14 protein-coding genes and 1 pseudogene are annotated in these 14185 nt (G+C 72.6%); 6 read left to right on the forward strand and 9 right to left on the reverse strand.

All coding sequences use genetic code 11. From position 1 onward, the window contains the following. Positions 1 to 24 precede the first annotated feature (24 nt). From CP983_RS03850 to CP983_RS03865, 4 genes are all read right to left on the reverse strand, one after another. Positions 25 to 1461: a benzaldehyde dehydrogenase gene (locus CP983_RS03850; protein ID WP_150498536.1), complete on the reverse strand. Its 1437-nt coding sequence runs from the start codon at positions 1459 to 1461 to the stop codon at positions 25 to 27. A gap of 30 nt (positions 1462 to 1491) precedes the next feature. Beyond that, complete coding sequence (locus CP983_RS03855) at positions 1492 to 2670, reverse strand: 4-hydroxybenzoate 3-monooxygenase (protein ID WP_150498537.1); 1179 nt, start codon at positions 2668 to 2670, stop codon at positions 1492 to 1494. Positions 2671 to 2769: 99 nt separating this feature from the next. Beyond that, positions 2770 to 3816: a LacI family DNA-binding transcriptional regulator gene (locus CP983_RS03860; RefSeq protein ID WP_150498538.1), complete on the reverse strand. Its 1047-nt coding sequence runs from the start codon at positions 3814 to 3816 to the stop codon at positions 2770 to 2772. 79 nt (positions 3817 to 3895) lie between these two features. Then, positions 3896 to 4570, reverse strand: coding sequence for a TetR/AcrR family transcriptional regulator (locus tag CP983_RS03865; RefSeq protein ID WP_176574361.1), 675 nt, complete (start codon positions 4568 to 4570; stop codon positions 3896 to 3898). A 101-nt stretch (positions 4571 to 4671) separates the two neighbouring features. On the opposite strand from CP983_RS03865, the gene CP983_RS03870 reads away from it, so the two are divergent. Beyond that, on the forward strand, positions 4672 to 5235 hold the full coding sequence (locus tag CP983_RS03870) for an NAD(P)H-dependent oxidoreductase (protein WP_030960260.1): 564 nt from the start codon (positions 4672 to 4674) through the stop codon (positions 5233 to 5235). Between the two features lie 59 nt (positions 5236 to 5294). On the opposite strand, the gene CP983_RS03875 is transcribed toward CP983_RS03870, so the two are convergent. Then, positions 5295 to 6200, reverse strand: a complete 906-nt coding sequence (locus CP983_RS03875) for a LysR family transcriptional regulator (RefSeq protein WP_150506371.1) — start codon at positions 6198 to 6200, stop codon at positions 5295 to 5297. Positions 6201 to 6316: 116 nt separating this feature from the next. Here CP983_RS03875 and CP983_RS03880 point away from each other — a divergent pair, with 116 nt between their 5' ends. Continuing rightward, complete coding sequence (locus tag CP983_RS03880; protein WP_107908460.1) at positions 6317 to 6544, forward strand: hypothetical protein; 228 nt, start codon at positions 6317 to 6319, stop codon at positions 6542 to 6544. A gap of 10 nt (positions 6545 to 6554) precedes the next feature. On the opposite strand, the gene CP983_RS03885 is transcribed toward CP983_RS03880, so the two are convergent. Both CP983_RS03885 and CP983_RS03890 read right to left on the reverse strand, forming a co-directional pair. Further along, a complete protein-coding gene (locus CP983_RS03885; RefSeq protein ID WP_150498539.1) occupies positions 6555 to 7436 on the reverse strand; it encodes an LLM class F420-dependent oxidoreductase in 882 nt (293 codons plus the stop codon). A gap of 68 nt (positions 7437 to 7504) precedes the next feature. Then, a complete protein-coding gene (locus CP983_RS03890) occupies positions 7505 to 8485 on the reverse strand; it encodes an ArsR/SmtB family transcription factor (RefSeq protein WP_150498540.1) in 981 nt (326 codons plus the stop codon). 56 nt (positions 8486 to 8541) lie between these two features. Between CP983_RS03890 and CP983_RS03895 the strand changes: the two genes are divergently transcribed. From CP983_RS03895 to CP983_RS03905, 3 genes are all read left to right on the forward strand, one after another. After that, positions 8542 to 9771, forward strand: a complete 1230-nt coding sequence (locus CP983_RS03895) for an MFS transporter (protein WP_150498541.1) — start codon at positions 8542 to 8544, stop codon at positions 9769 to 9771. A gap of 202 nt (positions 9772 to 9973) precedes the next feature. Then, positions 9974 to 10948: an alpha/beta hydrolase gene (locus tag CP983_RS03900; RefSeq protein ID WP_150498542.1), complete on the forward strand. Its 975-nt coding sequence runs from the start codon at positions 9974 to 9976 to the stop codon at positions 10946 to 10948. Between the two features lie 325 nt (positions 10949 to 11273). Continuing rightward, on the forward strand, positions 11274 to 12266 hold the full coding sequence (locus CP983_RS03905; protein WP_150498543.1) for a helix-turn-helix domain-containing protein: 993 nt from the start codon (positions 11274 to 11276) through the stop codon (positions 12264 to 12266). Between the two features lie 45 nt (positions 12267 to 12311). Here the strand turns inward: CP983_RS03905 and CP983_RS03910 are convergent, their stop codons facing one another. Next, positions 12312 to 12665: a hypothetical protein gene (locus CP983_RS03910; RefSeq protein ID WP_150498544.1), complete on the reverse strand. Its 354-nt coding sequence runs from the start codon at positions 12663 to 12665 to the stop codon at positions 12312 to 12314. Positions 12666 to 12830: 165 nt separating this feature from the next. Between CP983_RS03910 and CP983_RS03915 the strand changes: the two genes are divergently transcribed. After that, positions 12831 to 13289, forward strand: a complete 459-nt coding sequence (locus CP983_RS03915) for a MarR family winged helix-turn-helix transcriptional regulator (protein WP_093748185.1) — start codon at positions 12831 to 12833, stop codon at positions 13287 to 13289. 28 nt (positions 13290 to 13317) lie between these two features. Here CP983_RS03915 and CP983_RS03920 read toward each other — a convergent pair. Continuing rightward, a pseudogene (locus tag CP983_RS03920) lies at positions 13318 to 14112 on the reverse strand (NADP-dependent oxidoreductase); the annotation flags it as partial. Positions 14113 to 14185: the final 73 nt, after the last annotated feature.

The following is a 14185-nucleotide window of genomic DNA, read 5'->3' on the forward strand; positions in this document are numbered from 1 at the left end:
GAAGGCGGCCTCCAGGGGCCGGGCCTAGAAGGGGTACGGCGCCACGTCGCCGCGCACCGTCGTCCAGCGCACGTCGGTGAACGCCTCCAGGTTGGCCTCGCCACCGAACCGGGCGCCGGTCCCGGAGGCGGCGACGCCTCCGAAGGGGGCGACGGCTTCGTCGTTCACGGTCTGGTCGTTGATGTGCACGATGCCGGTCGGGATCCGTTCGGCCAGGTCGAGGCCCCGGGCGGTGTCCCGGGTGACGATGCCAAGGGAGAGGCCGTAGGCACTCGCCGCCGCGAGGGCCGCGGCCTCGTCGGCTGTCGCGAAGGAACGGACCGGGGCGACCGGACCGAAGACCTCCTCGGCGTACGCGGGGGTCTCGTCGTCCGTCCCGGCGAGCACGGTCGGCCGGTAGAAGAGCTGCTCGTGGGTACCGCCCGCGGCCAGCTTGGCTCCCCTTGAGGTGCTGGCCTCGACCAGGCCGTGCACCTTGTTCAACTGGCCGGAGTCGATGAGCGGGCCCAGGTGGACCTCGGTGCGGTGCGGGTCGCCGACGGCGAGGGAGTCCGCCTTGGCGGCGAGCCTCTCGACGTACTCCTCGTACAGCGACCGGTGGACGAGATGGCGGCCGGTCGTCATGCAGATCTGGCCCTGGTGGAAGAAGGAGCCCCAGGCGGCGGTGGAGATCACGGCGTCGAGGTCGGCGTCCTCCAGCACGATCAGGGCCGAGTTGCCGCCGAGTTCCAGATGCGCCCGCTTGAGGTGGCGCCCTGCGGCCTCGCCGACGGCACGGCCCGCGGCCGTGGAGCCGGTGAAGGAGATGACCGGCACGCGCGGGTCCGCGACCAGCGCCTGGCCCGCCTCCGGGCCGCCCGGCAGCACATGCAGCAGCCCTTCCGGCAGACCGGCCTCCGCGAAGACCGCGGCGAGCGACAGTCCGCCGCAGATCGCCGTGCGCGGGTCCGGCTTCAGCACCACGGCGTTGCCGAGCGCGAGGGCCGGGGCGACGGAGCGGATGGAGAGGATCAGCGGGGCGTTGAACGGCGCGATCACGCCGACGACGCCGACGGGGACCCGGCGCGTGTACGACAGCCGGGGTGCCTCGCTGGGCAGGACCTGGCCGGCCGGGCGGGAGGCGAGAGCGGCGGCCTCGTAGCACTCCTGGGCGGCGACGTGCAGCTCGAAGTCGGCCTTGCCGGGGATGGATCCGGACTCCCGGACGAGCCATCCGCGCAGTTCGTCGGCGTGCGCGGTGAACAGGTCGCCGGCCTTGCGCAGCACCGCCGCCCTCCCGAAGTGCGGGACGCGGGCCCATTCCGTCTGTGCGGCTCGGCCGACCTGAGCCGCCGTGCCGACGTCCTCGGCGGTGGCCAGGGTGACGGTGCCGAGCCTGTCGCCCGTGGCGGGCTCGGTGACGGCGTACTCGCCTCCCGACAGGGAGGGGGACTGCCAGGTGCTGGGGTCGAGCAACGGCATGGCGACTCTCCGTTCGATCACCGGCGGGACTCACAACGGGAGCGGAAGTCCCGAGTAGTTCACCGCCAGTTCGGCGGCGGCGTGGCGGGATGCGGTGATCCGGCGCAGACGTGCGAGCTGCATCCGGTGGTCGAACGCATCCCCATCTGGTTGAGCGTGCAACATCCTAGTCATGTCGTCCGAGAACCGGGTGGCCTGCCACACCCGCTGGAGGCACAACTCCGAATACCTGTCGAGGAGTTGTGCGCTCCCCGTGCGGTGCAGCTCGATGAGGGCGCGGGCCAGCACCCGCACGTCGGACACGGCGAGGTTGAGGCCCTTGGCGCCCGTCGGCGGGACGATGTGCGCGGCGTCCCCGGCGAGCAGCAGGCGACCGTGCCGCATCGGTTCGTGGACGTAACTGCGCATGGAGGTAACCGACTTGGCGGTGATGGGGCCGCGCTCCAGGGTCCAGTCGCCGTCGATCGCGAAGCGGGCGGCGAGCTCGTCCCAGATGCGTTCGTCGGGCCAGTCGTCGGGGGCGGTGCCGTTGGGGACCTGGAGGTAGAGCCGGGAGACGGTCGGTGAGCGCATGCTGTGCAGCGCGAAGCCTCGTTCACCGCGCGCGTAGATCAACTCGTCTCCGGAGGGGGCGACTTCGGCCATGACGCCGAGCCAGGAGTACGGGTACTCGTGCGCGTACGAGCGGCCGGCTCCGGCCGGGAAGGCGTCGCGGGCGATGCCGTGGAAGCCGTCGCAGCCGGCGATCCAGTCGCAGGTCAGGGTGTGCTCGCGGCCCTCGTGCACGAACCGCACGGCGGGCGTGGCGCTCTCCGGATCCTCCACGGCGATCGCCTCGGCCTCGAAGAACAACCGCGGCCCGTCGGCGAGTTGCAGGGCGACGAGGTCTTTCACGATCTCGGTCTGCGCGTAGATCGTCACCGTACGGCCGCCGGTCAGGGCCGGGAAGTCGATGTGGTGGCGTTCCCGGTCGAAGCGCAGCTCGATGCCCTGGTGCACCAGGCCCTCGGCCGTCAGCCGTTCGGCGGCGCCGGCCTCTCGCAGCGCGTCGACCGTGCCCTGCTCCAGCATGCCGGCCCGCTGGCGTGCCTCGACGTACTCGCGGGTCCTGGCCTCCAGGACCACGCAGTCGATGCCCGCGCGGTGCAGCAGCCGGGCCAGGAGCAGCCCTGCGGGGCCACCGCCGATGATGCCGACCGTCGTGCGCATTCCACGCCTCCCTGAGTTCGACGGTACGTCGGCCGGGCCGATGAGGGCCTGCTGGAGACCGGGGCGCGGGCGGGATGCACCGGTCGGGGCCCTGCGGCCTCAGCTGGAGTCTCGGTGCACCACCGTCGCACCCAGCACCTTGTGCGTCCCGGGCGGGGTGCCGGGGTTGCGCACCGCACGGTCGACCAGCTCCGCGAGGTCACGGCCGGACGGCAGCTCGATGTGGACGGTGCTCAGCCTAGGCCGCAGCAGCCGGCCGAGCATCAGGTCGTCGGCGCCGATGACGGCGGTGTCGGCGGGGACGCGGACGCCCTCGTCCTGGAGGGCGCGCGTCAGCAGCATCGCGTACTCGTCGTTGTAGGCGAACACGGCGTCGAGGCCCAGGTCGCGCCAGCGGGCGGCGAGCCGTGCCGCGGACTCCTCCTCGTAGGCGAGGGGCAGCTCGGTGAGGGTGGCGTCGGTCCCGTACAGGGCGCGGCGCACGCCTTGCAGACGGGGCGCCGAGAAGGACTCCAGGCCCTCCTCCTCGGGCACGACGACGCCGATACGGCGCCTGCCGCGGTCGTAGAGGTGACGGGCCGCGCAGTGGCCGACGGCCTCGTAGTCCATGAGCAGGGCGTGCGCCCCGTCGACGGACTCGGGACCGAGGGTGACCACGGCCCGGGCGCCGGAGCGCTTGAGGACCGTCACGCCCTTCGGGCCGAGGCCGGCGCCCGACACCAGGACGGCGACGGGGCGCAGCTCGGCCCAGGCGCGGGCGGCCTCGTCACCGTGCAGACCGACGCTGCCGTGCTGGACGACGGTGTAGTCGAGGCGGCCGAGGGCCAGCTGGAGTTCGCTGAGGAAGCGGCTGTACAGGGAGCCGACGGTGAAGCTCGGTGCGGGCATCAGGACCATGCGGCTGTGCCCGGCGCGCAGGCTGCGGGCGGCGGCGTGCGGGACGTACCCGAGTTCCTTGGCGGCCTCGTGGACGCGGCGGCGGGTGGGCTCGCTGATGCGGACGGCACTGGTGTTGTTGAGGACGTAGGAGACGGTCGCGCGCGAGACGCCGGCCAGGCGGGCCACATCGGCGCTCGTGGGTACCGAGCGCTGTGCGGGGGAAGCGGGCGCGGGCGTTTTCGGTATCTGCACCATGACGTACGGCATCTTTGCAGAACCTGTGCGCGCGGTTCCGATTAGGGTCCGCAGCCGCCCGGTTGACGTGTTCCGGAGACCCCCGGAACGTTCACACCTGTGCGCGTGTCACCCGGTCCACGAGGTCGAGCCAGCCCGTCTCCAGCCGGTCCATCGGCATACCGCACTGCCTGGTCAGGTGGTGTATCAGGGCGGGGTCGAGATACGCCAGCAGGGTCTGGGCGAGGAGGTCGCAGTCGGCCTCCGGCTGTATCTGCCGCAGCAGCACCGTCACGTGGGTGTGCAGTGCCGTGACCGAGGGGTGGCTGAAGCGGCGGGTCGGCTCGGGCTGGGCCGCCAGTTGCAGGTCCAGCTGCTCCGCCGAGCGGTAGAGCACCGCCACGCCGAACGCGCGCAGCCGGTCGGCCGGGGGCGCCCCGGGGCCCAGCGGCGGCGGTCCGCCGAGGAAGTCGCCCTGGAGCTTGCGCGCGGAGTGGTCCAGCAGCGCCGTCAGCAGGCCGGTGCGGTCGCCAAAGCGGCGGAAGACGGTCCCCTTGCCGACGCCGGCCGCGGCCGCCACCGCCTCCATGGTGACCCCGGCCGCGCCGTGCTCGGCGATCAGCTCGGAGGCGGCCTCCAGCAGCCGGGCGCGGTTGCGGGCCGCGTCGGCGCGCAGGCAGGGCTCGTCGGCGGCGGAACCGACCTCCAGCAACCGGGGCGTGCCGTCGGGCTCCTCGGGCTTCGGGAAGGGGGGCAGGGCGGCGGACATGAAGCCAGCGTAAAGCATCGGGAATGAAACTGGACCGCGGTCCGCTTAGGATGCTAGAAACGTAAGCGGACCTCGGTCCGGTTTCGTAACGGCAGTGTTTCATCCCCCCTGGAGTTCGCATGTCTGTTCGCATCCTCGCGCTCGTCGGCAGCCTTCGCGCCGGTTCGCACAACCGTCAGCTGGCCGAGGCGGCCGTCAAGCTCGCTCCCGAGGGCGCCGAGGTCGTGCTCTTCGAGGGCCTCGCCGACATCCCCTTCTACAACGAGGACATCGACGTCGAGGGCGGTGTCCCGGCCGCCGCCGCGAAGCTGCGTGAGGCCGCGCAGGCGTCCGACGCGTTCCTGCTCTTCTCCCCCGAGTACAACGGCACGATCCCGGCCGTCCTGAAGAACGCCATCGACTGGCTGTCCCGCCCGTACGGCTCCGGCGCCTTCGGCGGCAAGCCGGTCGCCGTGGTCGGCACCGCCTTCGGCCAGTTCGGCGGCGTGTGGGCGCAGGACGAGACCCGCAAGGCCGTGGGCATCGCCGGCGGCAAGGTGCTCGAGGACGTCAAGCTCTCCATCCCCGGCTCGGTCACCCGCTTCGCCGAGACCCACCCGGCCGACGACGCCGAGGTCGCTGCCCAGCTGACCGAGGTCATCGCGCGCGTCCACGGCCACGCGGGCGAGGCGGTCGCCGCCTGACCCCACCACGGGTCGTCACGAAGGGCCGGAGCCTGGCGCTCCGGCCCTTTTCCCGTGTCTCAGGCCACCGCCTTCGGCGCCAGCTCGCGCAGTTCCGCCAGCGCGGCCGCGACCGCCGGGCGCTCGTGTCTGCCGCCCCGGGTGCAGGTCAGGAGCTTGCGGTGCGGGTTGCCCGTGCAGCGGACCCGGGTGATCGGCAGGTCCGGGGTCAGATGGGCGAGGCGCGGGATCAGGGCGACGCCGAGCCGGTGCGCGATGAGGTGGGCCATGACATCCCACTCCATCGCGTGATGGACGATGTCCGGGGTGAATCCGGCCTCTCCGCACGCCGAGAGCACATGCGGGCGGCAGGGACTCTCCGGCACCGGAGCGATCCAGTCCTCGCGGGCCGCCTCCGCCAGGTCGACGCCGTCCCGTCCGGCGAGAGGGTGGTCCTCGTGGACGACGAGGTCGAACGGGTCGTCCAGGAGCGGCTGTTGGTCGAAGCGGGTGTCGCCGAGCGGCGGGTTGAAGATCGTCGCCTCGACGACGGCCAGGTCGGTCTCCCCTTCGAAGAGCAGGTCGAAGCTGGCCGGCACCTTCGTCTCCTGGATCCGGACACTCAGGCGCGGATGACGTGTGCGCAGCAGGGCCGCCATGGGCGCGAGCAACACCGACACGGCCAGCGGGAAACCGCTCACGCGCAACAGCCCCGCCGGCGCGCCATGGTCGGCCCGCAGATCCAGCTCGGCCTGCTCCCAGCGGGCCTGGATCGCGTCGGCGTGCGCCAGCAGGCTCTCGGCCGCCGAGGTGAGGCGCACGCCGCGGCCCTGCGGCTCCAGCAGGTCGACGCCGAGGTCGCGGGCCAGCTGACGGATCTGCTGGGAGGCGGCGGACGTCGTGAAGTGCAGGGCGCTGGCGGCCGCGGTGACCGTGCCGTAGTGGGCGACCGCCCTCAGTACATGCAGTCGGCGCAGGTCAATCATGAAGCCCACGCTTCAAGGTGAGGTCCAGAAAGTCAACCTGGACGTGTACGGAGGCTCATCGCACGCTTGATGGTGTCGCGACGGTCGATCAGCCACACGACGAACGAGGAGTCACCATGACCAGCACGACCGGCACCGTCTGCCCGCACTGCGGATGGCCCGACGGCGCCGAGCCCTTCCGGATCATCTCCCGGCACAACACGGCGGCGGGCAGCACGATGTGGACGCGGTGCGGCTGCGGTTCGCTGCAGGTCCGGGTCGTCGACGCCCGCGGGATGCGGATCGTCTCCCGCAGCCGCCCCGCCGACGCGGACACCCCTCGGTCGAGCACGCCGTGCGGGTAGCCGCCGGGGCTCAGCCGAGCCCGGCCAGCCGCTGTACGGCGGGAGCCGCGAAGTTCTCGATGAACGCCGCCGGCTCCCCCGTACGAGGGCCGAGGATCACCGTGTCGATGCCGAGCTTGGTGTAGCCCGCGATCTCCCGGGTGAAGGCGTCGAGGTCGCCCTTCATGGCGGGCTCGCCCGAGTAGACGACGGTCTTGCGGATCTCGTCGTAGTCGCGCCCCTCGGTGTCGCAGTGGCCGCGCAGCACGTCGAGCTTGTGCCCGACCTCCTCCGGCGAGGTCATGAACAGGTTGCACGCGTCGCCGTACCGGGCCACCAGCCGCAGCGTCTTCTTCTCCCCGCCCCCGCCGATCATGATCTCGGGGTGCGGGGCGCTGACCGGCGCCGGGATGCCGAGGGTCTCGGCGAGCCGGTAGTGCCTGCCCTCGAACGGACCGTTCGTCGCCGGGTCCCACATCTGCAGGCAGATCCGCAGCGTCTCCTCCAGCCGCTCGAACCGCTCGGCGACCGGCGGGAACGGCACGCCGAGGCCCGCGTGCTCCCGGTCGTACCAGGCGGCGCCGATCCCGAGGGTGGCGCGGCCTCCGGAGAGCACGTCGAGCGTGGTGGCGATCTTGGCGAGCAGGCCGGGGTGACGGTACGTCACACCCGTGACCAGCGCGCCGAGGCGGACCGTGGAGGTGTGCCCGGCGAGGAAGCCGAGGGTCGTGTAGGCCTCCAGCATGGGGTCCTCGGCCCGGTCGTTGAACTCCATCTGGAAGTAGTGGTCCATCACCGACAGCCAGCTCACGCCCGCCGCCTCGGCCGCGGCACCCGCGGCGGCCAGCTCGGCGCCGAGCGCGGGACCTCCTCCGGGATGGTCGAACCGGTTGATGTGCACGCCGACCCGCATGTCCTGTCTCCGTTCGCCCGGTTCCTGCCCCGTCCCTGACGACGCTAGGACTTGGAGCGCTCTCGAAGTCAAGCCCGGTCGGCCAACTGGTCGCCGAGTCCGGTGCGCCGGTAGAGCACGCGCCGCCCGTCGCGGGCCCGGGTGACCAGCCCCGTCGCGTGCAGCACCTGCAGATGCTGGGAGACCGCGCTGGGCGTCACGCCGAGGCGGCGGGCGAGTTCGACCGTGGGCAGCGGTTCGGCGAGGAGGCGCAGGACGGTGGTGCGGGGTGCGCCGAGCAGGGCGGTGAGCGCGGAGGCGTCGGGGTCGGGCCGCGGTTCCCACAGGGTCGCGGCGCCCCGGCCCGGGTAGGCGAGCATCGGCGGTTCGTCGGCGCTGACCGGGGGCGCGGGTTTGTGGGCGAAAAGGGACGGCACCAGTCGCAGTCCGCGCCCGGATCCGTCCACCTCGTGCCGGCCGATCATCTGCCCGACGTGCAGCACTCCGTCCCGCCAGCGCACATTGTGGTGCAGATCGGAGAAAAGGAGCTGGGCACCTCCGGTGGCCAGCTGCCGGGCACGGTGGGTGATGTCGGCCTCCAGCACCAGCCGCATCCTCGGCCAGTGCGGGGCGATGGCCGACTCCCAGTAGCGCAGCAGCAGTTCGGACAGCTCCTCCAGCAGCTCCGTCACCGGCTCGTCGCCGGGTGCGGTGATCTGCCGCAGCGCGTCGGGCAGGGGGTGCGGGGCGTGGGTGGCGAGCAGGTCGCGCCGTACGAGTTCGGGTGGCGTCGCCCGTACGACGGCGAGCTGGTCCTCCAGCGCGGGCGCGAAGGTCGTCGGGCGCGGGGTGAGGAAGTCGGGCAGGACCAGGGTCTGTCCGACGAGGGCTCGCAGCAGCAGCGCGTCGGCGGGGTCGAGTCGGTCGAGCACCGTGCGGCGCCACGGGGTGTGCAGGGGAAAGAGGGCGGGGGCGCGCAGGGCTCGCAGGCTGCCCATGACCTCGCGCAGCGGCGAGATCGCGAACCGGGTGTCCGCGAGGTCGTCGACGTCGAGCAGGAAGCTGATCATTAAGCCCCGGGCTACATCCTTTGGCAACGGATCGTCGCCGACGTGGACTTCGGTACATGACGGATCTCAACCACCGGCAGACTACCTCCGCGGTCGCGCTGCTGGCCTTCGCCTGCGGGGTCGCCGTGGGCAATGTCTACTTCCCGCAGGCGATCGGCCCGTTGGTGGCCTCCGGCCTCGGTGTCTCCCCCGACGCGGCGACCACGGTGGTGACGGCGACCCAGTTCGGCTACGCGGCCGGCATCTACCTGCTCGTCCCGCTCGGCGACCGGCTGCGGCCCCGCCGGCTGCTCGTCACCCTGCTCACCGTGACCGGTGCCGGACTGTTCGCGGCGTCCACCGCGCAGGCGCTGATGCCGCTCGTCGCCGCGAGTGTCCTAGTCGGAACGGCGACGGTGATCGCCCCGCTGGCAGGACCGCTGGCGGCCGGCCTGGTGCCCGCCGAACGGCAGGGCGTGGTCGGTGGCACCCTGCTCAGCGGCTGCCTCGCCGGCATGCTGCTGTCCCGGGCGCTCGGCGGCGCGCTCGGCGACTGGCTGGGCTGGCGGGCGCCGTACGTCGTGGCCGCCGTGCTCTCCCTCACGGTCGCCGCGCTGCTGGCCCGCATGCTGCCGTCGCCGGCGCCGTCCACCGCGGCCCCCTACCCGGCGCTGCTCGCCGCGCCGCTGCGACTGCTGCGCACCGAGCCCGAGCTGCGCCGCTCGTGCCTGTACCAGGCCATGGTGTTCGCCGGGTTCTCCGCAGTGTGGACGGGCGTGGCACTGCTGCTCACCGGCCCGGTGTACGGCCTGGACGCGACGGCGGCCGGACTGCTGGCCCTGGTCAACGCGGCGACGATGGTGTGCACGCCGGTCGCGGGACGACTCGTCGACCGCCACGGCCCGGACCGCGTCACCCTCGTGTGCCTGCTCGTCGTCGGTGCGGCGGCGCCGGTCCTGGCCCTCGGCGGTCTCGGCGGCGTACCCGGGCTGAGCGCGCTGGTCGTCGGCACGCTGCTGCTCGACGTCGGCATGCAGTCCGGCCAGGTGGCCAACCTGGTCCGGGTCTACGGCCTCGGCGCCGATGTCCGCGCCCGGCTGAGCACCGCGTACATGACCTGCGTCTATCTCGGCGGCACCGCGGGCTCGTGGCTGGGGGCGCGTGCGTACGGCGGCTTCGGGTGGCTCGGTGTGTGCGCGCTGGTCGCTGTGCTGACGGCAGTGGCGCTGGGACGCCATCTGCTCGTACGGGTTCGGCCGTTGCCCGCTGCCGTCTCCTCGAAGCTCGCAGGCCGGTCAGCGTCGTGACCGCTGGGACGGGCACGATGAAGCCGAGCGAGAAGGGGGTGCTGAGCCGGTCATGGCCTGGCAGGCTCCCGGTCACGGGTGTGCCACCCGCCGGACGGCGGGCAGCTTCCGCCGTCCGGCGGCCCCCGCGGGCGGGGTCGGTGCGCGGATGCTGACCGCAGAGCCGCGAGGCACGTGAGTGCCCCCTGTGTGAGGAGTAGCCATGACCCAGGCCCCGCCCCCGTTCGATCCCGAGCTCGCCGCCGCGCTGGAGCTCATCAAGGACGTGATCTCACCCGGCCTGACGATGGACGAGATAGCCGAGGTGCGTCAGGGTGCGGGGATCCAGTTGCTGGCCGAGCTGGACCTGACGATGGACGGGTACTTCGAGGTCGAGGACCGTGCGGTGCCGGGTCCTGTCGGCGCGCCGGAGATCTCGTTGCTGATCTGCCGGCCGGCCGCGCCGGTGGACGCCGGGCCGCGGCCCGTGATCTATCACGTCCACGGCGGGGGGATGATCATCGGCAACAACCGTGTCGGCGTGGACGCTCCGCTGGCGTGGGCGAAGGAACTGGACGCGGTGGTGGTGTCGGTGGAGTACCGGCTGGCGCCCGAGCATCCGCATCCGGCGCCGATCGAGGACGTGTACGCCGGGCTGGAGTGGACGGCGGCGCATGCGGGTGAGTTCGGTGGTGACGCGGAGCGGGTCGTGGTGGCGGGGGCCAGTGCGGGTGGGGGGCTCTCGGCGGCGCTGGCGTTGCTGGCGCGGGACCGTAAGGGGCCGGAGCTGATCGGGCAGATGCTGATGTGTCCGATGCTGGACGACCGGAACGACAGTCCGTCCACGTATCAGATGGCGGGGCTCGGTGTGTGGGACCGGACGGCGAACGAGACCGGGTGGACCGCGCTGCTCGGGGAGCGGCGGGGTGGACCCGACGTGTCCGCGTACGCCGCGCCGGCTCGGGCCGAGGATCTGTCCGGGTTGCCGCCGGCGTTCCTGGATGTCGGTTCGGCGGAGACCTTCCGGGACGAGGTCGTGGCGTACGCGTCGCGGATCTGGCAGGCGGGGGGTGTGGCGGAGCTGCATGTCTGGCCCGGGGGGTTCCATGGGTTCGACGGGTTTGCTCCGCAGGCGGGGGTGTCTCGGGCATGCCGGGGGGCGCATGTGGGGTGGTTGCGGCGGTTGTTGGGGCGGTGAGTGACGGGGGGCCGTTGCGGGTGCGGGTTGTGGGCGGGGGGTGCCGTTGCGGGTGCGGGTTGTGGGCGGGGGTGCCGTTGCGGGTGCGGGTTGTGGGTGGCTGGTCGCGCAGTTCCCCGCGCCCCTTCAGGGTGGTCGGCGTGGGCGGCTGAGGGCGGTGCGTCTGCCGCGTTCGGTGGCTCTTCGGGTGCGGGCTGTATGTGGCTGGTCGCGCAGTTCCCCGCGCCCCTTCAGGGTGGTCGGCGTGGGCGGCTGAGAGCTGTGCGTGGGGCCCTTCAGGTCGGCTGGGGACTCGGGGCTTGACCGTGTGCCGCACCATTGGCCTATGAAAGAGCTGGCCGGGCGGTTGACTGCGCTTGATCCGGATGCGGGGGCCGCTGTTCGGGTCATTGCCTACTTTGATCGGCTTGCTGAAGGGCGGGCCGGGCTTGAGGCGTTGGTGCGTGGGGCTGCCGTGCTGGCGGGGGTGCCGGCGCGGCTGGTGGATGTGGAGCGGCGGGTGCGTGTCCGGGTCGAGGCGGACGGGACGCGTCGGGAGAGCGAGGCGGCGGCCGACCCCGCCTGGCCGTCGGTCGCGCTGACGCCGGGCGGGGTCGCCGCGCTGTGGCTGGAGCGAGCCGGGCAGGCGGAGCCGAGTGTCGTGGACGCGGTGATCCTGGAGCGGGCCGCGGGAGTCATCCGCGTCGTGCTCGACCGGACCCGTGGGCGGGCGCCCGCAGATGATCCGGCGTTGGTCGAGACCGTCCTCGACGCCTCGGCGCCGGAGGCGGCACGGCTGCACGCGGCACGGGGACTGGGACTCGACCCCGCCGCCCCGGCCCGCGTCCTGGCCCCGCTGGAGGGCCGCCCGGTGGTCGTCCCCGCGTACCCCGACGCCGTGCCGCCCGTCGGTCGCGTCGGCGTCGGACCCGCGGTTCAAGTGCTCGAACTACCGCGCTCCTGGTCCGAGGCCCGCGTCGCCCTGCGGTTCTCGGCCGAGGGCACCGCTCAGGACCCGGGCCCCGGTGTCGTCCACGCCGACGAGCTGGGCGGCATCGCGCTCCTCGCCGACCTCGTCGTACCGGGCGCCGAGCCGCCGCCCGACGTACGGGCCCTGGAGGCGGCCTCGGCGGCGGCGCCCTGGCTGCTCGGCACGCTGCACGCGGTCGCCTCGACGGTGAGCCTGCGGGCGGCGGCGGCCGAGATAAACGTCCACCACTCCACGCTCCAGGAACGGCTGGCACACGCCGAACACCTGCTGGGCTGGCCACTGCGCACACCGCAAGGCCGATTCAGACTTGGCCTGGCACTGGCGATGAGGCACCTCGCACGGGGCTAGCCATGCCGGAGGCCCGGCACGGGCTGCCGGCACGGTCGGGCCGGTTCAGCGGAACTCGCGCACGACCTCGATCGTCCCGACGATGTGCTCGTTGAACTCGTCCAACTCCTCGGCCGGCACCCACAGTTCGAGGATCGTCTCGCCGCCCGCCTGCCGGACGGGGTACCGGGACAGGAACTCCGAGTCGACCTCGAAGCGCGTGACGTACCCGGCGCCGTCGTGCTTGACGTTCCAGTCCCGGGCGATCCGCACCGCGTAGACCTCGTTGAGCACCGGGTAGAAGATCGGCTGCTCGGGGAGCCGGGGCGGCCAGGCGCGCCACTTCAGCTCGCGCACCAGGTCCAGCTCCTTGGGGCCGGCGGGACGCCAGAGCGTGGTGGTCGAGGGCCGGTTGATCATGGGAGGGGACGATACCCAGGCCGTGGGGGTGGCGGCCATGGAGTTTTGCCGGCACTCCTCCCAAGCGCTCCAATCCTTGCAAGCGCGCTCTACACGCAATCGCTGGAAATTTCGCAGATGCCCTATCCTGAAGGTCATTCACATCGGACGGAGGACACCGGCGCCATGACCGCGACGGATCCCGCGCTGACCGCGCTCGCCCAGGGCTGGTGCGCGCTCTCCCTGCTGCACGGCAGGATCGAGACACACATCGAGCGCGCCCTACAGGCCGGCCACGACCTCAGCGTGCGCGAGTACTCCCTGCTCGACGTCCTCAGCCGCCAGCACAACGGCGAAGGCGGCCACCTCCAGATGAAGCAGGTCGCCGACGCCGTCGTCCTCAGCCAGAGCGCCACCACCCGCCTCGTCACCCGCCTCGAAGACCGCGGGCTGCTCTCCCGCTACCTCTGCCCCACCGACCGCCGCGGCATCTACACCGACGTCACCGAAGCAGGCCTCAAGCTGCTGCGGGAGGCCCGTCCGACGAACGAGTCGGCGCTGCGCGAGGCTCTGGACGCGGCGGCGGAGGATCCCGAACTGGCGCCGCTCGTCCGGGCCGTCGAGACGCTTCGCGTGCCGGTCTGACGCGGCACCGCGCCCGCCGCCGCCCCGGTCACCCGACCGACAGCACCAGCTTTCCGCGCACCCGCCCCTCACGGCTGATCCGCCACGCCTCGGCCGCCTCCGCGAGCGGCAGCACCCGCTCGACATGCACGGCGAGCCGGCCCGCGTCGGCCAGTTCGGCGAGGGCCGTCAGATCGGCCGGGTCGGGGCGCACCCACAGCAGATGGGCACCCTTCGCGAGGGCGTCCTGGTCGGCGATGGACACCACCCGGTCCCGTTGCTTCAGAACCTCCTGGGAGACGTCCACCGCGTCGCCGCCGACGAAGTCGAGGGCCGCGTCCACGCCGTCCGGCGCCAGCTCGCGGATCCGGTCGGCCAGGCCCTCGCCGTAGGAGACGGGCTCGGCGCCCAGCTGCCGTACGAAGTCGTGGTTGCGTTCGCTCGCGGTGCCGATGACGCGGGCGCCGAGCGCGGCGGCGATCTGCGCGCCGAACATGCCGACCCCGCCCGCCGCGGCGTGGACCAGGACGGTCTCGCCCTCGCGCACCCCCACGCGCTTGATCGACTGATAGCCGGTCAGCCCCGCGAGCGGCACGCCCGCGGCCTGCTCCCAGGTCGGCGAGGCCGGCTTGCGGGCCGGCATCCGCACATGCGCGGACACCAGCTGGGCGTAGGCGCCGAGCTGCACGGAGTCCTTGCGGACATAGCCGTGGACCTCGTCGCCGGGCGCGAACTCGGCGACGTTCGGTCCGACCGCTCGACGACGCCCGAGACGTCCCAGCCGGGGATGAGGGGGAAGTGCGTCTCCATGAAGCGGGTCGAGGTAGCCCGCCCCGGGCTTCCAGGTGGCACCCGTGCAACCACACGAGTGTTACCCGCCTACGCAATAGATGTACTCACATGAACGTGTCGCGGTA

It is taken from the genome of Streptomyces chartreusis, from assembly GCF_008704715.1.
In the GTDB taxonomy this organism is placed as follows: domain Bacteria; phylum Actinomycetota; class Actinomycetes; order Streptomycetales; family Streptomycetaceae; genus Streptomyces; species Streptomyces chartreusis.